14 protein-coding genes, 1 tRNA gene and 1 pseudogene are annotated in these 20408 nt (G+C 44.2%); 4 read left to right on the forward strand and 12 right to left on the reverse strand.

What is annotated here, in order from left to right:
• Positions 1–6 precede the first annotated feature (6 nt).
• The 5 genes from C8D97_RS05510 to C8D97_RS05530 form a co-directional block, all read right to left on the reverse strand.
• Positions 7–798, reverse strand: coding sequence for a TatD family hydrolase (locus tag C8D97_RS05510; RefSeq protein ID WP_109762746.1), 792 nt, complete (start codon positions 796–798; stop codon positions 7–9).
• Positions 788–2368, reverse strand: a complete 1581-nt coding sequence (gene prfC, locus C8D97_RS05515) for a peptide chain release factor 3 (RefSeq protein WP_109762747.1) — start codon at positions 2366–2368, stop codon at positions 788–790. Before prfC ends, C8D97_RS05510 begins: the two co-directional genes overlap by 11 nt.
• Positions 2369–2465: 97 nt before the next feature.
• Positions 2466–2924 (reverse strand): ribosomal protein S18-alanine N-acetyltransferase, encoded by a 459-nt coding sequence (gene rimI / locus C8D97_RS05520; RefSeq protein WP_109762748.1) that lies wholly within the window; start codon positions 2922–2924, stop codon positions 2466–2468.
• Between the two features lie 27 nt (positions 2925–2951).
• On the reverse strand, positions 2952–3854 hold the full coding sequence (locus C8D97_RS05525) for a uracil-DNA glycosylase family protein (protein ID WP_146196082.1): 903 nt from the start codon (positions 3852–3854) through the stop codon (positions 2952–2954).
• A gap of 156 nt (positions 3855–4010) precedes the next feature.
• A complete protein-coding gene (locus tag C8D97_RS05530; protein ID WP_109762750.1) occupies positions 4011–5219 on the reverse strand; it encodes a 2-isopropylmalate synthase in 1209 nt (402 codons plus the stop codon).
• A 235-nt stretch (positions 5220–5454) separates the two neighbouring features.
• Here C8D97_RS05530 and C8D97_RS05535 point away from each other — a divergent pair, with 235 nt between their 5' ends.
• On the forward strand, positions 5455–5661 hold the full coding sequence (locus C8D97_RS05535; protein WP_109762751.1) for a hypothetical protein: 207 nt from the start codon (positions 5455–5457) through the stop codon (positions 5659–5661).
• Positions 5662–5698: 37 nt separating this feature from the next.
• Here C8D97_RS05535 and C8D97_RS05540 read toward each other — a convergent pair whose 3' ends face one another.
• From C8D97_RS05540 to C8D97_RS05560, 5 genes are all read right to left on the reverse strand, one after another.
• Positions 5699–6571 (reverse strand): ion transporter, encoded by an 873-nt coding sequence (locus tag C8D97_RS05540; protein WP_109762752.1) that lies wholly within the window; start codon positions 6569–6571, stop codon positions 5699–5701.
• A gap of 24 nt (positions 6572–6595) precedes the next feature.
• The gene (locus C8D97_RS05545) at positions 6596–7249 is read right to left on the reverse strand and encodes a YiaD family glycine zipper/OmpA-like lipoprotein (protein WP_210204862.1); all 654 of its coding nucleotides are present in this window, start codon (positions 7247–7249) and stop codon (positions 6596–6598) included.
• Between the two features lie 435 nt (positions 7250–7684).
• A complete protein-coding gene (locus C8D97_RS05550) occupies positions 7685–10147 on the reverse strand; it encodes an acyl-CoA dehydrogenase (RefSeq protein WP_245411397.1) in 2463 nt (820 codons plus the stop codon).
• A 36-nt stretch (positions 10148–10183) separates the two neighbouring features.
• Positions 10184–10810, reverse strand: a complete 627-nt coding sequence (locus C8D97_RS05555; RefSeq protein WP_109762754.1) for a TetR/AcrR family transcriptional regulator — start codon at positions 10808–10810, stop codon at positions 10184–10186.
• A 677-nt stretch (positions 10811–11487) separates the two neighbouring features.
• On the reverse strand, positions 11488–11766 hold the full coding sequence (locus tag C8D97_RS05560) for a glutaredoxin family protein (protein ID WP_245411398.1): 279 nt from the start codon (positions 11764–11766) through the stop codon (positions 11488–11490).
• Between the two features lie 173 nt (positions 11767–11939).
• Between C8D97_RS05560 and C8D97_RS05565 the strand changes: the two genes are divergently transcribed.
• The gene (locus C8D97_RS05565) at positions 11940–12605 is read left to right on the forward strand and encodes a histone (protein WP_109762755.1); all 666 of its coding nucleotides are present in this window, start codon (positions 11940–11942) and stop codon (positions 12603–12605) included.
• A 211-nt stretch (positions 12606–12816) separates the two neighbouring features.
• On the opposite strand, the gene rlmKL is transcribed toward C8D97_RS05565, so the two are convergent.
• Positions 12817–14976, reverse strand: a complete 2160-nt coding sequence (gene rlmKL / locus C8D97_RS05570; RefSeq protein ID WP_109762756.1) for a bifunctional 23S rRNA (guanine(2069)-N(7))-methyltransferase RlmK/23S rRNA (guanine(2445)-N(2))-methyltransferase RlmL — start codon at positions 14974–14976, stop codon at positions 12817–12819.
• A gap of 84 nt (positions 14977–15060) precedes the next feature.
• Between rlmKL and C8D97_RS05575 the strand changes: the two genes are divergently transcribed.
• Both C8D97_RS05575 and C8D97_RS05580 read left to right on the forward strand, forming a co-directional pair.
• Positions 15061–15137: transfer RNA gene (locus C8D97_RS05575), tRNA-Met, on the forward strand.
• A 189-nt stretch (positions 15138–15326) separates the two neighbouring features.
• Entirely contained in the window at positions 15327–15866 is a 540-nt protein-coding gene (locus tag C8D97_RS05580; RefSeq protein WP_109762757.1) for a DUF2058 domain-containing protein, read from the forward strand.
• 96 nt (positions 15867–15962) lie between these two features.
• Here C8D97_RS05580 and C8D97_RS18110 read toward each other — a convergent pair.
• Positions 15963–20408, reverse strand: a pseudogene (locus C8D97_RS18110) (hypothetical protein); the annotation flags it as partial.

Consider the following 20408-nt stretch of genomic DNA (forward strand, 5'->3'; position numbering starts at 1 on the left):
AATGGGTTAGAGTCGAAAAACTTGTTTTGCATTCAAAGTGGTTTGACGCGCCAAAGTAGCCGAAGACTCCTGCCTTATGCTGCAAAGGGCTCTAAAGTTATCGAATACATGGGCCGGAGTGTTTCGACCAGATTTACAGGTTGCAGGCGGCATGTCGGGGGCATCTGTTTCCATTACGATTTGTTCCAATGGTAATTCAGCAACCATGGCTCTAATTTTTACTGCACGCTGAAAGGTAATTGCTCCGCCAACCCCTAACTTAAAGCCATGTTCCGCGTAACGTCTGGCCTGATTTAAATCACCATTGAATGCATGAATAACCCCACCATTTTTGAAGTTAAGCATGCGCAATTGCTTCAATACATCTTCGTGAGCTTTTCTAACGTGCAAAATAACCGGCAAATTGGCATCTTTCGCCATGTGTAGCTGATTATGAAAAAACTTTTCCTGAAGGCTTTGATCGGCACGGCCGTGCTGAAAATCCAGCCCAATTTCGCCAACAGCGACTAAAGGCCCCACCGACAACGCCAATTCCAAATCATGCAGATCGGATTCTTTGTGTGTATCCATAAACATGGGATGCAAACCAAGCGCGCTGTGAACCCCTTCCATTAATGCAGACAACTGCCGAATCAAACGCCAGCCGTCTCGCTTAACGCCCGGAATGATTAAATCGGTGAGTCCATGTTCCCTTGCCACCTGATAAATTCGTTTCCGGTCACTATCAAACTCAGGAAAATCCAGATGGCAATGGGTATCTATCAGCTCTAATTTATTCTTTTGTTGTTTAGTGCTCACGGGTTTCAAAAAACTCCACTTCAGGAAACCTTTCTTTGGTTAAATTTAAATTAACCATGGTTGGTGCCAAATAAGTCAAATTATTGCCACCATCCAGTGCAAGATTATCTCCAGCCTTTACTTTAAGCTTCTCTAGCATTTTGTCATCTTTACAGCTCACCCAACGGGCGGTTGCAACGGCGACATTTTCATAGATACACTCAACCTTGTACTCCGCCTTCAAGCGATGAGCAACTACATCAAACTGTAGCACACCAACAGCGCCTAAGATTAAATCATTACTGTTAAACGGACGAAATACCTGTGTTGCTCCCTCTTCGGAAAGCTGAATCAACCCCTTTTGCAAGGCTTTGTTTTTCAAAGGATCTTTTAATCGAACCCGACGAAACAGTTCCGGCGCAAAATTGGGTATACCGGTAAACTTTAGCACTTCTCCCTGACTAAAGGTATCGCCAATTTGTAAGTTACCGTGATTATGCAACCCGATAATATCACCGGCATAGGCTTCTTCCAGTTGCCCTCTGTCTCCGGCCAAAAAGTTAACGGCATTGGAAATTTGTTGATCACGTTTTAGCCGAACGTGATGCATCTTCATGCCTTTCTCGTACTTACCAGAACATATGCGCATAAAAGCAATGCGATCACGATGCTGCGGGTCCATATTGGCCTGTATTTTAAACACAAAACCGGTAAATTTTTCTTCGGTGGCTTCCACTTCCCGGGTTTTGGTGGCCCTAGGCAAAGGAGCCGGTGCCCACTCAACAAATTTATCTAGCATCTGTGACACACCAAAATTACCCAGCGCTGTGCCGAAAAACACCGGTGTTAATTGCCCCGATAAAAACGCATCCAGTTCAAATTCGTGGCTGGCTCCTAATACCAGCTCCAGCTCATCGCGCAGATCATCCAGTAGACCACCCAGTACTTTTTCTGCTTCTGGATTATCAAGACCATCAATGACTCGTTCTTCCTGAATGGTATGTCCCTGGCCTGTTTGATACAGATATATTTTATCGTCTAATAAATGGTAAACGCCTTTAAACTCTTTCCCCATGCCAATTGGCCAGGTAACTGGTGCACAATTTATTTTTAACACCTCTTCTACTTCATCCAGCAATTCAATAGGATCCCGAATATCGCGATCAAGCTTATTCATAAAGGTGACGATTGGCGTGTCTCTCAGTCGACAAACTTCCATTAACTTAATGGTACGATCCTCAACCCCTTTACTGGAGTCAATCACCATCAAAGCGGAGTCAACCGCGGTCAGAGTGCGATAGGTATCCTCGGAGAAATCTTCATGTCCTGGTGTATCCAACAGGTTAACGATGCGATCATTGTAAGGAAACTGCATCACTGAGGTGGTCACCGATATTCCACGCTGTTTTTCCAGCTCCATCCAGTCTGACGTTGCGTGTTTGGAGGCTTTACGACCTTTAACCGTACCCGCTTCCTGAATTAACTTTCCATGCAATAGTAGTTTTTCGGTAATGGTGGTTTTACCGGCATCAGGGTGAGAGATAATTGCAAAGGTACGACGCTTGGCAATGGCGTTAGCCTGTGTAGACATAAATTTCCTAAAAATCGACTGATGATGAATGTAAACCGGACATTATACAACGCAGTGGCTTCCTTCACAGCCTAATTAACCATCTGCCCGATAAAATTTAATGTGGTGTAAGCTGCCTGAGCATCAAGATGCCATCTTCCCGCTGATTATTCGGCAAGCGATAATAATCCTTACGCCTCGATACGATTTTAAACCCATTGTTCTGGTACAGTTTCAAGGCTCGGCTATTTGACACCCTCACCTCGAGAAATAACTGAGTGAGCTCATGGTTTTCACAGTACTCAAGCCAGTGTTGCAACATGGATTGCCCTAGCCCCTGTCCCTGATGGTGCGGGTTCAGGCAGATATTGAGTAAATGGCATTCATCGGCCACTGATTGAAAAATGATATGCCCAACAATCCGGCGATGGTGCAAAACCACCCAGAAGACATAGTTAGACTGCAAGCTGTCAATGATCGACTGTTGACTCCAGGGAACCACATAAGCGGCGGTTTCATTCGCCAATACCTGAGCAATATCGGAACGGGTTGCCGGGCGATAAGACAATGGTGTCATAGGGTAAGTCGTATCAGAATATGCAGATTAATCGTCTGACAAAAACGGCGTTAAGCTTAATAAGTCCGACATCACCTGACGCTTTAATATTGGCGAAGAATGTATTTCGTATGGATGATAGGTGACAACGAAAGGAATGCCGTCATCTGTTTGCCAGGTTTTAACCTGCCACTGCCCCATGGATTGTTCATAACCCATTAAATGATTTGCAGTGGCCGCGCCCATCACCAATAAAGCCTTTGGTTTATGGTCTGCAAACACTTCACTGGCTGCTTTTGCCTGCTCACTGAGAGAGGTGGAGGCTAACTGGGCAAGATTACATTGTTGCAATATTTGTGTAGCCACCTCATGGTGCATAAAAAAGTTGAGAGCTTTCAGCATGTTTTGCACAATCTTTGAGGGATTGCCTCGGAGTAAGTAGGACTCTGAAGGTTGTCCGGGTTCATGCCGACATAAAACCGTTAGCGCGTCATTTTTCCATTGCTTACCTCGCCCGAGTACCATAAATCGTTGACCTTGTTGCCCGGAAAGATTTGCTGATTTTGATGATGAGTCTGGCTCTGCTACTGAAAATTTTGCAGCAGTCTCTGCAACCTGACTTTCTTGCTGATGATTGGTTTCAATAGGAGGAGCCTTTGTATCCGGAGTTGCCATGCGGGAGTCAGATTGATTTACGGCAATGGATTGAGCGACAACCGCAGGTTGAGTTTTATTTAAGTCCTGCTGCTCTGTAATCACTTGAGCCTGACTGCCCTGTAACTGATGGTCCTCTAACTGCCGGCTTTGATTCAGGATGTTCTGATTCTGAGTGTTCTCACTTTGGCTGTTCTGACTCTCATTATCTAAGCTCTGGCTGTCGTTCTCAGATTGTTGACGAAGCTCCCACTGAGTGATCCCCATGGCTTCCAGGTAGGCAAATGAGTGCGTCATAAAAGGTTCAATTACCCCGTCAGGCATTAGATAGCATTGTTTCAGTCAATGACCGCATAATACCCTGAAATGATAGCGAACAAAATGCCTGCTTTACCTCCTTTCATTAGCTTTAGCAGGCAAAAAAATAATTAACCGGTATTCCCCACTTAACAGCTAGGCGGAAATATCGGCGGCTATGGGTTCATTTAAGGTCTTATTTAATTGCTCTTCGGTTCGACCAAACCACTGGATAATTTGCTGATCCGTAAGCGGCTGACCGGCATCCGCACTTTGCTTAAAACGCTCAAAAGCGGCTTCAAGTTGTTGCTGCTCGGCATCAATACCCAATGACTTAATATGGCTGATAAAAGCATTTCGCCCCGAATGTTTACCCAACACAATCTGCTGACCTTTCCATCCAACATCCTCTGCCCGCATAATTTCATAGGTAGCCCTGTTTTTTAATATACCGTCCTGATGAATACCGGCTTCATGGGCAAAGGCATTTTTGCCAACGATGGATTTATTGGGTTGAACAGCAAAGCCGGTTATTTCCGACACCCGCTGCGACAAATTCACCAGCCCTGTAGGATTAATACCAGTGGTAAAGGGGAACAGGTCCTGTCGCGTGTTGACTGCCATAACCACTTCTTCCAGAGCAGCATTACCGGCTCGTTCACCCAAGCCATTAATAGTACATTCAATCTGACGAGCACCATTTTCGATTGCCGATAACGAGTTTGCCGTCGCCAACCCCAGATCATTATGGCAATGCACTGAAAAAATGGCTTTATCAGCATTGGGTACCTTGTTCATTAGCTGACGAATAAACTGACCAAAACTGTGAGGGACACAATAGCCAACGGTATCTGGAATATTGATGGTTGAAGCACCTGCCTCAATTACTTGCTCAATCAATTGAGCTAAAAAATCAATATCGCTGCGCCCGCCATCTTCTGCAGAAAACTCCACATCATCAACTCGATTTCGGGCATAACGAACCGCCGACACGGCACTGTCGAGTACCTGCTCCTGCGTCATATTTAACTTATGCTTCATATGCAATTCTGAGGTTGCGATAAAGGTATGGATCCGCTGCAATGGTGCTTTCTGTACAGCAGCTATTGCTAAATCAATATCCTGTTGTCTAGCTCTTGCCAAACTGCAAATACGGGTATGCTGAATAACTTCAGAAACTTTTTCGATGGCCTTATAATCGCCAGCACTGGCTACCGCAAAACCGGCTTCAATCACATCAACCCCCAGATTTTCGAGCAACAGTGCGAGCTCAACCTTTTCCGATACAGACATGGACGCGCCTGGACTTTGCTCACCATCACGCAAAGTGGTATCAAAAATGATTAACGACTGTTGATTCGACATGTTTGAGTAAACCTCCTGATTGAATTTTATACCGTCAGAATAAATCCTACTCTTTTGACACTAAGGGACAAATTATCTTTAGCTATATAAGAGAGATAAGGACAATATCTCACAAAGATATTAGACAAATTACTCTGGCGAACCCCGGTGGTTCGTCTATAGTAAGTGAAGTTGATTCGGAGAGAAGCTAAAGGGTCAACGGGCTGAATTCCAATCAACCGGACGGGGAGAAATCATGAGTAAGTGTCAGAGTGAACACGTTGAAAATACTTTAAAGGACGCCATTCGTACGTCTGACGAACAACATCAGCTTTACCAACAAAGTATATCCACCAGCAACCTGCTCAATCATTCTGATGATTTAAAAGCACTGGCCGAACAACTGAATCAAAAACTGGAAGAACTGAACCAGAAATTTCGCGAACAACACCTGGCAGGCTAATAACCAAAAACGAAGTTACAATCTCAGTTGCAGTAAATCAATCTTCTTCAGCTTCTAGCGATCCACCACAGTGCTTACAAAACAGCGCATCCTTATCGTGCCCAGTTTCACCACACGTCATACAGGGCTCGCCAATTGCTTTATCGCCTCCTGTATAGGCTCTGACTAATTCCGCACTATAAATACCTGTTGGCACAGCAATAATGCCATAGCCTAGCACCATTATTGTCGCAGCAATAAACTGCCCTAACGGCGAAACAGGCGCAATATCACCATAACCCACGGTGGTCAGTGTCACTATCGCCCAATACACCGACTTTGGGATACTGGTAAAACCGCTGCCCTCGCCTTCAACCACATAAAGAAGAGAACCAAACACAACAACCAGCGTGGTTACTGTGTATAGAAAAACCATGATTTTATGCCGACTGTTGGACAGCGCACGCATAAGTACATTGGCTTCTCCCAAATACTCCGCCAGTTTAAGCACCCGAAACAGCCGTAACACTCGCAGAATACGGATCACCAACATGTACTTGGCGCCGGGTAAAATAAGCGTTAAGTAGGTGGGAATTATCGATAGAAGATCCACAAGACCAAAAAAGCTTTTGGCGTATAACCAGGGTTTGCGGACACAAATAAGCCGCAAAAAATATTCAAGCGTAAATAAAATCGTAAAAAACCATTCAACGCCAAATAACCAGTCACCGTATTCCAGCCGAATGGCCTCAACACTGTCCAGCATAATAGCAAGAACACTGATGATAATACTGACAATTAAAATCACATCAAAGGCCCGGCCCATGGGTGTGTGAAAGCCAAAAATGACATCATTGATATGTTCGCGCCAAGGAGAGAGCGCCTCCCCTTGATTGTATCGAGGAAGAGTCGCTTTTTTACGATTTATCATTGGATAATTTTGTTCTGTTTAAACTTAGTTTTGGGCTTTAGGCTCTATTAACAACTCAACTCGACGATTATCGGCACGACCTTGCTCAGTTGAATTAGTTGCGATTGGTGATGACTCACCAAAACCGCGAACTTTTAAACGTTCACTGCTGATTTCACGCTGTTTAAGATAGTTAGCCACACTGGTTGCCCGTTTGATGGACAGGTCGAAATTGTAAGATTCACTGCCACTGGAATCCGTATGACCCGACACCACTAATACAGACTCATTAAACTCACCTAACACTTTAGCCACCGAGTTTAATGTCGAATAAAAGCTCGACTGAACTTCGGCACGATTCACACCAAAGGTTATATTACTCGGCATTATTAACCGAATATTCTCGCCTTCTCTGGCCACCCGAACGCCGGTACCTTCCAGTTCATTGCGAAGCTTTTTCTCTTGCGCATCCATATAGGCGCCCACACCCATGCCGATTAATCCACAACCCACGGCGGCATTTCTTGCTCGTTTACTGCTTTTTCTTGAACCAATGGCACCACAAACAACAGCACTGATAGCACCAATGGTGGTGGCTTTGCTGACTTGCTTTTCACCTGTGTAAGGATCGTAAGTTTGACAGCCGCTCATCACTAACACGGCAAATAATATACTGAAAATGGCTGGTAATAATTTCATCGTAAACTCCTGAGCTTAAAATTTATTTCATTATTGCTATCAATCAATATCTATGTATACGATCGATTTACGATAATTGATCAACTAATTTGCTTTTCTTTCAATTTAACTCACTCAATTCAACTCACCCCAAAAAGACTGAATGAATTAGTGCTTAATAAAGCTTAACACTAAAAAGGTTATTGTAGCGGCTTATTATAATGGAGAGTGACTTTAAATCAGTGGTTGTTTTGGTAGCCTTTGATGAAAGTCACACAATCATTGTGATAAAGGCTAGCATGATAAAATGAACCTAAGGTTAATCGGATGTGTTTTGGTGACATCCTGTCAGAAGTAAACCTAATCTAAAGGCAATAAAAAAGCCGCTTATGCGGCTTTTTTATTGCTTGGTTATGTCTTAAACATGGCTCACTAATGACGAGCCAACATTCAGGCTTAAGCTGCAGCCTGTGATGATTTTTTAGCGTTTTTAGCGCCGTTAACAATGTACTCTTTGCTGTAATCATCAACTTGAATGGCATCCAGTCGTGCCGCTTCGGCATCCAGGTATTGATCCGCTTCTTCCTGCGTCAGAATACCGGCAGCTACTGCGGTTTTAACTGTCTCTTCTCGAGTACGCGATTGAGTCAAACTGCCATCTTTCATAGCTTTACGTAAAGTCTTCTCGATAGGAGCTGTCGCCAATACTTTTTTGAAAGCATTTTCAATTCGGCCAGCAGCGTCATCATCACTTTCACCAATATAGCTGTCGAGAGTGATTCGATCACGCAGTTCATTATCCGACATCATTGGCTTAACAATAGTGTGCTCTAACTTATCATTAGGCATTTTATACTTGGTACCGAATGGGAATACCATCCATTTAAGTACGCGTCCAAGACCTTTCATTGGTAAGTTATTAAAGAAGTCTAAGAAAGCTTTTTGCATTTCATAAAGACTGCGCTGAACACACCAGTCGACGTAAGGTAAATCAGATTCCGGACGACCATTGTCTTCATAGTACTTAAGTACCGTTGAAGCCAGATACAGATGGCTAAGCACATCGCCAAGTCTTGCTGATAAACGCTCAAGTCGTTTTAAGTCACCGCCAAAGATCATCATGGATAAATCAGAGACCATGGCTAATGCCGAGCTCATGCGTGTCAGTTGTTGGTAGTAGCGTCCCGTTTTTCCAGACACAGGCTTTTTCACAATTCGAGCACCGGTTAAACCCAATGTTAAGGTACGGATAAAGTTACTGACACCGTAGCCCACATGACGGAAAAACAAACTGTCAAACTCTTCTAATCCCTGCTTTTCATCCGGATTACTCGCAGCCTGCATTTCACGAAAAACAAACGGATGACATCGCACCGCACCCTGACCAAATATCATCAAGTTACGCGTCAGAATATTAGCACCTTCAACCGTAATGGAAATCGGCATCGACATATAACCGCTGGATAAATAATTACGCTCTCCCATGATCACACCACGACCACCGTGAATGTCCATGGCGTCGGTAATCACCGAGCGAGCCAGTTCGGTCATATGGTATTTAGCAATCGCGGTTACCACCGATGGTTTACAGGAAAGATCAACCGCACCTGCGGTCATAATACGCATGGCTTCAAGTTGGTAGGTGTTTCCTGCAATTCGCGCAAGCGCTTCTTCTACACCCTGAAAATGACCAATAGATGTTTTAAATTGTGTTCTTAATAAGGAATAAGCACCGGTTAAACGATAGCTTAACTTACCGGTTGCGGTTGCCGATGAAGGCAATGAAATACCCCGACCCGCCGACAGACACTCAACCAGCATTCTCCAGCCTTTACCGGCGTAATCTTTGCCTCCAATAATCCAGTCGATAGGAATAAATACATCTTTACCATGAGTAGGGCCGTTCATAAATGCCTGCCCCATTGGGTAATGACGATTGCCCACCTCAACGCCTTTATGATCGGTTGGAATTAGCGCACAGGTAATTCCCAGCTCTTCGGTATCGCCTAACAAGCCTTCGGGATCATAAAGTTTAAATGCCAAACCAAGCACAGTAGCAACAGGCGCCAAAGTAATGTATCGCTTGTTCCAGTTTAAGCGAATACCCACTACTTCTTTACCTTCGTGTTCGCCCTTACAGATAATTCCGGTATCAGGAATAGCGCCCGCATCGGATCCCGCCTCGGGTCCGGTTAATGCAAAACATGGAATTTCTTCACCTTTTGCCAGTCGAGGCAAGTAATGGTTTTTCTGCTCATCGGTACCATAGTGTAATAACAGTTCGGCAGGCCCTAATGAGTTAGGCACCATAACCGAAACCGACAAAGAACCACTGCGAGTCGCCAGTTTTTGAACAACAGTTGAATGCGCTAACGCAGAGAAACCTTTACCGCCGTATTCTTTTGGAATGATCATGCCTAGAAAGCCTTCTTTCTTCATGTATTCCCAAGCTTCTGGTGGTAAATCTTTATCTTCGTGAACCACTTTCCAGTCGTCGACCATCTCACATAATTTAGTCGCCTGATTATCAACAAAGTCTCTTTCTTCTTTTGATAATTCCGGTTTAGGAAAACTTAACAACTTGCTCCACTCCGGATTACCTTTAAACAATTCACCATCCCACCAAACATCACCAGCTTCGAGTGCATCTTTTTCGGTTTGATTCATAGGTGGCAGTACTGATTTAAATAACTTAAAGATAGGCAAGGTAATTTTGTCTTTTCTTAAGTCATTAAAGAAGTAGACCACGGCAAACAGGCCCAGTAAAACCCAGGGTACAATGGCAACATCCCACACAAAGCTCATAGCAACCAGAACAACCGCTGCCGCGACCAGCGCTGTGCCTGTGCGCATTCTTTTATAGGCACTTACCCAGAGCACTACCAGTAATGCCAATATTTGTCCTAACGTAATCATCATTACACTCCAAATATATCAGTTAATTTTGCGATTCTTTTACGACTTAAATCCGGCTGCTAAAAATGGCAGCAGCCGCTCTAATGTTTGTTCCAGAGTCATCGACTCTTTAAAATCCGCTTCAGCTATTTCGTGCAGCGCCTGACTACCCGCCAAAGTAAAAATAACGGTTCCCAACATAAAGTGTAGACGCCAGAACATTTCATTGTTAGCCAGTTCTGGTGCAGCCCGATGCAATTGATTGGTAAAACGCATGAGATACGGCGCATAGTTTTCTTGCATAAAACGACGCATATGCCCCTGACTCTCTGCATAGGCCCGCCCCAACAACTTCATAAAATTAGACGTGCCCTGCTGACGCTTGCCATCCACAGCCATTAAAGGCTTTACCAGGGTGTGAAGCACTTCTTCTACCGTTGGCGCATCTTCTTGTTTTTCAAGAGGATTCAGCTCTTTATCCAATTCTTTTACAAAGCCTTGCAAAAACCGGTCGAATACAGCCTGTATTAATGACTTCTTTGAGCCAAAGTGATAGTTCACCGAGGCCAGATTCACATCGGCCCGGTTAGTAATGGTCCTTAAGCTGGTTTCAGCAAAGCCCCGATCGGCAAAAAGAGCCTCTGCCGCATCCAAAATCCGATGCTTGGTGGTTTGTTTGTTTGTCATACTGTTAATTAACGCCTAACACCCGCTTGGCTCTAATTGCAGCCAAAATGTAAACACTTGTTTGAAACATACGTTCAATTAATTGCTTTGTCAAGGAATAGAGCCCTGAAACAGTCAGTAGACAGGCTGAACTTTGCACACTTATTCATAAGTTAATAGCCGCTCCATAAATGAATGGATACCGACAAGAATAATGAGTTGTTATGGTCTGAAAAAAGGCGGCCTAATTAATAAGGTCTAGTTAATAAGGTCTAAATTAGATTCGTAACAGATATAAGGCAGTTACAAGTCAAGCTAGCTTTAAATCACGGCAACCTGCAACCCACTACTGGTTCCTTACAGCTTCATCTCTCTAAAGAATAGGGTTACTAGAAATAAAGGCACCGCCAAAAAAATAGCATTGATTGTTATTCCTCAACTATTTCAGGAAGTGTTCAATCCAGTTTAAAGCAGCAATGTAAGTTCGTCCGACTTATTAACTTAACCGCCTGTTACTTATATCAAGATTTTGTCGATAGAGCTGACTTGCTACCCCACATCATCGGAAAGCGGCTAAAACAAAGCAAGGCGATTCTGTCTAAAATCGTTATTAATTTAACTGAAATGTTTATCTAAGAAGAACCTGATCCGCCCTTATTTTGAGTCAGTCAAATCCGGATAACGGCAGTTAGATGAATTCAACTCTGATTATCATTATTTATAAAGCCCACCAAACCGTCCAAATCAAACGGCCAATTTAACTCCTGTTTCGAGATCGGATGTTGGAGAACAGGAATAGACACACCATAACGCTCTACCAGCTTATCATCTTCAACAATATCTATCATTTTAAGAGCCACGTCGTTCGCAATCAGTTGCTGCTGTTTTGCGTAATAAAATAATCCGATGGCTTGCTCGCATAAGTGACACCCATCAGTGGTATATAAGTTATAGGTCGTCATTTTTTCACTCATCATTTAAAGTTAATCTTAAGGCTCATAGTAAGGTGAATCTAATAAAAATGTCATTTTTGAACATTAAAGTGGATTGTACCCTAAAGAATTGTTCAATTGCTGTTAAAAAGCATTCACATTTAATACTGTAGTCCGTATAATCGCGGCGCATTTTTTAATCAATGAGGTAAAACAAAATGGCAAAAGCTAAAAGAGTTGTTAAAGCGAAAGCGAAAAAAGCAACAGCTAAACCTGCTACTAAAGCAGTTAAAAAAGTTACTAAAAAAGCAACTCGTAAACCCGCTGCCAAAAAAGCGGCTGTTTCTGCATTAGCGTTAGCCCAAACGGCTTTCGAAAAATCTCTGGCGGATCTGAACACAGCAGCCAGCAAAGAAGTTGCACAAACTGAAAAAGCGGTAGCTAAAGCAGAGAAAGCGGCCAAAACAGCTGCTGACAAACTTGCTAAAGCAAAAACCAAGTTAAAAGCAGCTCAAGATAAAGTTAAAGCTAAGAAAACGGCTGCCAGTGTAAAAGCCGTTGCAACCAACAAAGCTAAAGTTGCTGAGCTAAAAGAAGCCGCTAACGCGACTAAAGCTGATGTTGCATGTGCCAAAGACGCGGTTAAAGAAGCAAAAGCCGTTGCTAAATCAGTAGCAGGCAAAGTAAAGGCCATTGCCAAGTTTGAAAAAGAACAGGCAAAAGCCGACGCCGCTAAAGCGAAAAAAGCAGCGAAAGCAAAAAAAGCCTCCAAGAAAAAAGCGACTAAAGCCAAAGCTAAACCAGCCGCTAAAAAAGCAGCGAAAAAAGTAACGCCAGCTGCCACAGTAACGGAAACCACTCCGTCAGAGTCAACAGCCGCTTAATTGCGTTAGACTCTGCTTTTAAGCGAAAGCTTATTAGGCATTATTAAAAAGGGCGCTCATGCGCCCTTTTTCTTTACCTGCAGCTTTCTTTGCCTGCAGCCAACAGCCCAAACTCAACGCCGTTAATTTGATTTCAAGTTTTTCTCTCGTCGGGTATCCAGAGCTTGGCTTTTGTCAAAAAACCGGCATCTTATAAATAATCTGTGACGCCCTAACTTTTTTCGATCAACCAGCTGCGGTGCAGAGGCTTCTTACTGAAATCGCGAGACGTTGTTTCACGGGTCATCTCTTTCACCTTAACGCCCTGCTCATTACCATCAAACGCCATTTTGAAGCGCTTAAAGTTATTGGAAAATATCATCTTTCCGCCAGGTTTGAGTAATACCAATGCCGACTTCAACATGGCTTCATGCTCTTGCTGTATATCAAAATGTTTTTCCATTTTCTTGGAATTTGAGAAAGTTGGCGGATCGATAAAAATCAAATCAAAGGAGCCTGCATGGGTTTCTTTGACCTGTTCCAACCATTCAATGCAGTTTGCGCGTATAAACTGATGTTGCTGAGTGTTCAAGCCATTTAATGCATAGTTTCGCTTTGCCCAGTCAAGGTAAGTATTGGATAAATCCACGTTGACGGTTTTGGCGCCTTTAAGTGCTGCCTGCACACTGGCTGATCCGGTATAGCAAAACAGATTTAATAACCGTGTGTTGTGGTCACTCCATTTTGCCAATTGAGCACGCACTTTTCGATGATCAAGGAATAAACCAGTATCCAGATAATCCGATAAATTCAACTCGAACTTGGCGTTTGCTTCGCTGACAATTTTCAACTTATGCTGCAATGCCTGCTTTTCATATTGGGTATCGCCTTTTTGTCTGGCTCGGGTTTTCACAAACACTTTGTCGGCAGAAATCGATAACACTCCGGCAGCCACTCGCTCAATATCTCTCAGTCGACGTTGCGCTTTATGACTGTCGATAGTTTTTGGCGGTGCGTACTCCTGAATATGCAGGCAATCATCATAAACGTCTATGGCGGCAGAATAGTCCGGCAAGTCGGCATCATAAATTCGATAACTCTCGACATTCTGTTGCTTTAAAAAACTCTTCAGGCTGGCAATATTTTTTTGCAAACGATTTACCAGCATTTTTGCCTGCTCGGATAATCCCTGCTGGTAATTGTCAGGATCGCTTGAACGACGAGATGTGACAAAACCGGAAGTCTCAACCGGTATTTTTAATAACTCACACTCAATGGGACCATTCATTAACCGATAAATTTTTTCAGCGCGAATACCCAACGCATGCCCATGCTCTTTTTGCGCGGATAATATAGTGGCATGGTCGCCAACAAACTGTTCTTTTAGCCATTGACCGAACTGCGAATACAACTTGGCTACCATTTGCTGCTGTTCCAGTCGTTCACCATAAGGTGGATTAGTAACAATATTACCGGCAAACTTACTGGCGGGTCTGGACTGAGACTGAAAAGCACCCGCCTGCCATTGTATTAACTCTTCGACGCCGGCCCGTTTAGCGTTTTCGATTGCCATGGCAAGAACTTGTGGATCTTTATCACTGCCGTAAATGGATGTCACGCCCTGAGCAATTGCCTGCTTGTATTTTTCATGAGCGGCGTCTAATTCAGACTCCCAATACTGACGATGAAACGGCTTCCAGCCGGTAAATCCCCAGTAAAGCCGATGCAACCCTGGCGCCATATCTGCGGCCATCATGGCGGCTTCAATCACTATGGTTCCGGCACCGCACATGGGATCGTACAACCACTGGTGTTGTTTCAGTTTCTCTGGCCAGCCACTGCGGTACAACATTAATGCAGCAAAATTTTCTTTAATCGGTGCATCGCCAGTATCTTGACGATAGCCCCGTTGATGCAAACTTTTGCCGGATAAGTCAATGCACAGAGTCGCCTGATTCTTATTCACACGGCAGTGCAGTCTGACATCGGGCGTTTCAGTATCCACAGACGGTCGCTCACCGTATTCATCACGAAAATAGTCCACCACTGCGTCTTTAATTTTTAACGCACCGTAACGTTGATGACTGAGCTTTGAGCGACGGGAAACAAAATCCACAGCCAATGTCCCTTGATGCGACAGATGCAAATCCCAGTCGATGCTTCTGACCGCATCGTACAACTGCTCGTCGGTATCTGCGGTAAAGGTGCTTAGCGGATACAAAATACGATTTGCCAGCCTTGACCATAAACAGACCCGGTAAACAATGGGCCATTCTGCGTCGAACATAACCTGAGTCAGACCTTCATTGGCCGAGTCTACACCCAGTGCATTAAGTTCATCGACTAATAAGTATTCAAATCCCGGAGGACATGTAGCAATAAATTGAGGCATTTAAAAAGAACGCTTGCATTAAAAAATTCATATGCGTATTATACGCGCCTCGTCGACGAAGTACGATGATTAATAACAGATTGATGCGGGGTGGAGCAGTCTGGTAGCTCGTCGGGCTCATAACCCGAAGGTCGTTGGTTCAAATCCGGCCCCCGCTACCATATTCAAAAGCCGAGTTGAAAAACTCGGCTTTTTTATTGCCTGACTTTTTTACATTTATTCAAATTATTTTTTAATAAAATCCTATTTAGTTACGCTCTAGTATTTCAGTTTATTTTCAACGGCGGTTTGAATTTTTCAGACACATTATTGATAATGACCCTACTATTTAACCTACTGTAACGACGATTATGGCTAAATCACTGCAAGAACAACTCCTTGGCGCTGGCCTGGTGGACAAAAAACGTGCTCAGAAAATAAAAACTGAAAAGCGTAAAAAAGCCAAACAACAACCGAAAGGTCATAAACAAGAAGACGAAGCCAAAGTTTTGGCTAAAAAAGCTTTGGAAGAAAAAGCGGCACGTGATCGAGCGTTAAACCAGCAACAAAAACAACAGGCTGAACAGAAAGCCATTGTTGCACAAATAAAGCAGCTGATTGAGGTAAATAAACTGGATCGCTCAAACGGTGAGCTTGCCTATCAATTTACCGAAGGCAGTAAAGTCAAACAATTAATGGTTACTGCAGAGCAGAAAGATCAAATTGCCAAAGGGCAAATTGCCATTACCAAATTTTCTGACAGTTACGAACTGGTTCCTTCAAAAGTTGCTGAAAAAATTGCGGAACGCAACGAAGATTACGTTGTTGTTAAATTTGATAAGAGCAAAACTGAAATTGATGAAGATGATCCTTATGCCGAATATCAGATCCCTGATGACTTAATGTGGTAAGCGTTATCAGTTGATTTAAGTAACCCTATAAAAACATTAAAAAAGCCTGCTGATTTGCAGGCTTTTTTATCGGTCCAATAATTTGTAAGTTTTAAATTAATGTTGACGCTTTCGCATAAAACCAGCCATCACCATTAATAAAAACCACCAGTGTAATGCTGCACCAGAACCCGAAACAGCTGTTTCAAGATTGCCATCTTCTGGCTGTAAATGATCCGATAAACCATCATTGTTGAAGTCACCGTATTCCTGACTGTCAAAAATCTGATCATTGTCGCTGTCATTATCTCTAAAGTCTTTTTGACCATCTTGGTCGGTATCGGGCACGGCTAATGGTACGCCAGCCTCAGCGTTTTCGATATGACCATCAACCACGTCAAACAGACCATCACCATCAACATCTAACCGGAACTCTGGATCAATGACACCATCACCGTTTTGATCGAGTCGCGCGTCACCTCCGGCTTCTTCAAAATCAGTTATGCCATCATTATCGGAGTCCAGATCATGATGATCAGGGTACCAGTCGGTATCACTGTCGGTCACATAAGTATCGATAACATCATCCAGCCCATCGTCATTACTGTCGATAAAATCGTCCAGTCGACCATCGCGATCATCATCGGTGTCTTCGGCTTCTAACGCATCCGTAATACCGTCGTTATCGCTGTCGATGTCAATGTCATCGCGAATGCCATCCTGATCAAAATCGAAAACCACATAATCACTTCCGTCATTCATACCATCGGCATTAGCATCAGAGAAGTCATCAATAACACCATCATTGTCGGCATCATCATGATTACTTTCTAAAGCATCGGCAAGGCTGTCGTTATCACTGTCCAAATCGATAACATTTAAGACGCCATCACTATCGCTATCCAGTAATGCAGCTTCCAGATCATCCGCAAGGCCATCTTTATTACTATCAATTAAATTATCAATGACACCATTGTTATCAACATCAATACCCCGCGATTCGATTAAGTCACTTAAACCATCATTGTCGCTGTCTCTATCGAGATAATTCACAACACCATCACCATCGGTGTCTATGATTGAATCTCTAGCTTCATCAGCGTGACCATTATCATCGGCATCGGTTAAATCATCGATTATGCCGTCGCCATCAATGTCGGTATTTCCATTTTCTTGTGCATCGGTTAAACCGTCGTTATCACTGTCTAAATCCTGATAATCAAAAACAGTATCCTTATCGCTATCAACGTAACCTTCATCGCGATCCAATAATCCATCGTTATCGCTGTCGCGATCTTTCGCGTCTATGATGCCATCGTTATCGGTATCCGCATTAGACTCATTAACATCACTGATGCCATCGCCGTCCGAGTCATCGTCAAGGTAATCGGGAATACTGTCACCATCAGTATCCATATTGCCTTCTACAGCATCATCAATGCCATCACCATCAGAATCAGTATCAAGATAATCGGCTGTTCCGTTTTGATCGGAATCATTCGCGCCTTCTTCCTGATCGCTAATGCCATCGTCGTCTGAGTCAGTATCACGATAATCTGGTGTACCGTCTTCGTCTGTATCAACATTACCTTCTTGCTGATCGGCAATGCCGTCATTATCCGAATCTAAATCAAGATAATTTGGCACGCCATCCTGATCCGTATCCCAGAAAGTTTCTTCAAGATCACTGATGCCATCATTATCCGAATCCGTATCCAGATAATCGGCAATGCCATCATCATCGGAGTCGGTTACAGTTTCTGTCGCATCAGGAATTCCATCGCCGTCAGAATCCAGGTCGCTGTAATTCGGCTGACCGTCACCATCTGAGTCGCTCATACCTTCTACAACATTTGGAATTCCGTCACCGTCAATGTCATCATCCAGTGCATCAGCGACCTTATCTTTATCCTTGTCATCATTGCCCAACTCTTTATCAGAAATACCATCGTTATTCGCATCATCATCAAGATAATCGGCGCTGCCATCGCCATCATAATCAAGGCTGCCTTCACCTCCATCATGAATACCGTCATTATCTGAATCTCGATCCAGATAATTGGCGATACCGTCACCATCCTGATCATTGGCGGTTTCGGTGGCATCATTAATCGAGTCACCATCAGAATCCAGATCAAGGTAATTCGGCACTCCGTCGTTATCGTGATCGGCAGCGGACTCGATGGCATCGGCTATGCCATCATTATCACTGTCCAGATCAAGGTAGTCGGCAACGCCATCACCATCACTGTCCTGTGTGCCTTCGACACTATCCGATATACCATCGCCATCTGAGTCGAGCGCCGCATCCAGATAACCAGCTTCTGTTTCGGCAGAATCATTAATGCCGTCGCCATCGGAGTCACTGTCCTGAAAGTTGGCAACGCCATCACCATCACTGTCCTGTGCTGATTCTTCTGAATCCGCTATTCCGTCGTTGTCACTGTCGGCATCCAGATAATCGGCAATGCCATCACCATCGGTATCCTCTGATTGCTCGTTACCATCAGGAATACCATCGTTGTCACTGTCCAGATCAAGATAGTCAGCAATACCATCACCATCGCTATCAACCCGACGTTCGGTTCTATCAGGAATGCCATCACCATCACTGTCGAGATCATGAGCGTTTAATGTGCCATCACCGTCGCTGTCTTCGTTTTTCTCCTGACTGTCTGACAGACCATCGCCATCACTGTCGCTGTCCAGATAATTTCCAACGCCATCGCCGTCTATGTCATTATCAGTTTCATTTTGATCCGACATACCATCACCGTCGGAGTCACGATCCAGATAATTGGCAATGCCGTCGTTATCATTATCCGATTGCGTTTCGTCCTGATCGCTGATGCCATCGTTGTCGCTGTCATCGTCCAGATAATTCAGTACTCCATCGCCATCACTGTCTATATTGCCTTCTTCCGAATCAGAAATGCCATCACCGTCTGAATCATTATCTAAGTAATCAAAAATGCCATCATTATCCGAATCTTTACTCGACTCAATTCGATCACTGATGCCGTCATTATCACTGTCCAAATCAAGGTAGTCGGCAATACCGTCGTTATCGGAATCCTGATCACCTTCCATAATATCGGACAGGCCATCTCCGTCGGTGTCTTCCAGTCCATCAAGATAGTCCAGAACACCGTCATTGTTTTGATCGAGCAGTCCTTCGTCTTCATCGCTGATGCCATCATTATCACTGTCCAGATCAAGATAATTTGCAATTCCGTCACCGTCGCTGTCGCCCACCGACTCTATAGCATCGGCAATGCCATCGTTGTCGCTGTCGATATCCAGATAATCCACGAGGCCGTCACCATCACTGTCGGTAGAGCTTTCTTTCCAGTCAGAGATGCCATCATTATCGGAATCCTTATCAAGGAAATTCGCTTTACCATCACCATCGGTATCCACGGCACCTTCTGCAGTATCGGTAAAACCATCACCATCGGAATCAAGATCAAGATAATTAGCGCTGCCGTCCTGATCGGAATCCATCCCACCTTCTGCTTTATCGGTTAAGCCGTCGCCATCGGAGTCGGTATCGAGATAATCTGGCGTGTTATCGCCATCGGTATCAACTGGCTCAAACGCATTTTCGCCCGCTTCAGATCGATCGGGAATCGAATCCCCATCACTATCGAGATCAAGGAAATTCAAGGTGCCATCATTATCAACATCGCTGGCGCCTTCGAGTCGATCTTCAATACCGTCACCATCGCTGTCATTGTCCTGATAATTTGGCATGCCATCACCGTCATGATCCTCTGCGGTTTCGGCGTTATCATTGATGCCGTCATTATCCGAATCGGTATCCAGATAATTGGCAACACCATCGCCATCGTAATCACTTGATCCTTCCAGTCGATCACTGATGCCATCACCATCACTGTCGCGATCAAGATAATCGGGCGTGCCATCGGAATCGGTATCACTCTGGCTTTCATCACGGTCACTGATACCATCACCATCGCTGTCCGTATCGAGATAATTAGGAATGCCATCATTATCCTGATCACGCACACCTTCATCGCTGTCTGAAATTCCATCACCATCAGCATCCGAAGCGTTATCAAGAAAATCAGGGATTCCGTCATTATTGGCGTCACCGGTTCCTTCGGAACTATCGGGTACACCATCGTTATCACTATCCTGATCCAGATAATTAGCAATGCCGTCGGCGTCAGCATCACCCGCGCCTTCATCGAAATCAGATAGGCCATCGTTATCGCTGTCGGTATCCAGTGCATCAATTGCGCCATCATTGTCGCTGTCGACATTACCTTCTGTAGCGTCACTGATGCCGTCACCATCGCTGTCGAGATCGAGATAATTACTAATGCCATCACCGTCAATGTCAGCAGAGCCTTCTTCTGAATCAGTTAATTGATCGCCATCGGAGTCCAGATCCTGCGCGTTAATAACACCGTCGTTATCACTGTCACCGGCGCCTTCCAGGTTGTCACTTAACCCATCGCCATCACTGTCATCGTCGAGGTAATTGGCGAGGCCGTCGCCGTCGGTGTCTTGCGCACTTTCGGTGGCGTCACTGATGCC

Origin of the sequence: Pleionea mediterranea (assembly GCF_003148745.1) — a bacterium.
Classification (GTDB): Bacteria; Pseudomonadota; Gammaproteobacteria; order Enterobacterales; family Kangiellaceae; genus Pleionea; species Pleionea mediterranea.

What these genes read in the sequence shown, in the direction of transcription:
- prfC (WP_109762747.1), bottom strand. Translation starts at nt 2,368, where the DNA reads ATGTCTACACAGGCTAACGCCATTGCCAAGCGTCGTACCTTTGCAATT.
- rimI (WP_109762748.1), bottom strand. Translation starts at nt 2,924, where the DNA reads ATGACACCATTGTCTTATCGCCCGGCAACCCGTTCCGATATTGCTCAG.
- C8D97_RS05525 (WP_146196082.1), bottom strand. Translation starts at nt 3,854, where the DNA reads ATGACGCACTCATTTGCCTACCTGGAAGCCATGGGGATCACTCAGTGG.
- C8D97_RS05530 (WP_109762750.1), bottom strand. Translation starts at nt 5,219, where the DNA reads ATGTCGAATCAACAGTCGTTAATCATTTTTGATACCACTTTGCGTGAT.
- C8D97_RS05535 (WP_109762751.1), top strand. Translation starts at nt 5,455, where the DNA reads ATGAGTAAGTGTCAGAGTGAACACGTTGAAAATACTTTAAAGGACGCC.
- C8D97_RS05540 (WP_109762752.1), bottom strand. Translation starts at nt 6,571, where the DNA reads ATGATAAATCGTAAAAAAGCGACTCTTCCTCGATACAATCAAGGGGAG.
- C8D97_RS05545 (WP_210204862.1), bottom strand. Translation starts at nt 7,249, where the DNA reads ATGAAATTATTACCAGCCATTTTCAGTATATTATTTGCCGTGTTAGTG.
- C8D97_RS05550 (WP_245411397.1), bottom strand. Translation starts at nt 10,147, where the DNA reads ATGATGATTACGTTAGGACAAATATTGGCATTACTGGTAGTGCTCTGG.
- C8D97_RS05555 (WP_109762754.1), bottom strand. Translation starts at nt 10,810, where the DNA reads ATGACAAACAAACAAACCACCAAGCATCGGATTTTGGATGCGGCAGAG.
- C8D97_RS05560 (WP_245411398.1), bottom strand. Translation starts at nt 11,766, where the DNA reads ATGATGAGTGAAAAAATGACGACCTATAACTTATATACCACTGATGGG.
- C8D97_RS05565 (WP_109762755.1), top strand. Translation starts at nt 11,940, where the DNA reads ATGGCAAAAGCTAAAAGAGTTGTTAAAGCGAAAGCGAAAAAAGCAACA.
- rlmKL (WP_109762756.1), bottom strand. Translation starts at nt 14,976, where the DNA reads ATGCCTCAATTTATTGCTACATGTCCTCCGGGATTTGAATACTTATTA.
- C8D97_RS05580 (WP_109762757.1), top strand. Translation starts at nt 15,327, where the DNA reads ATGGCTAAATCACTGCAAGAACAACTCCTTGGCGCTGGCCTGGTGGAC.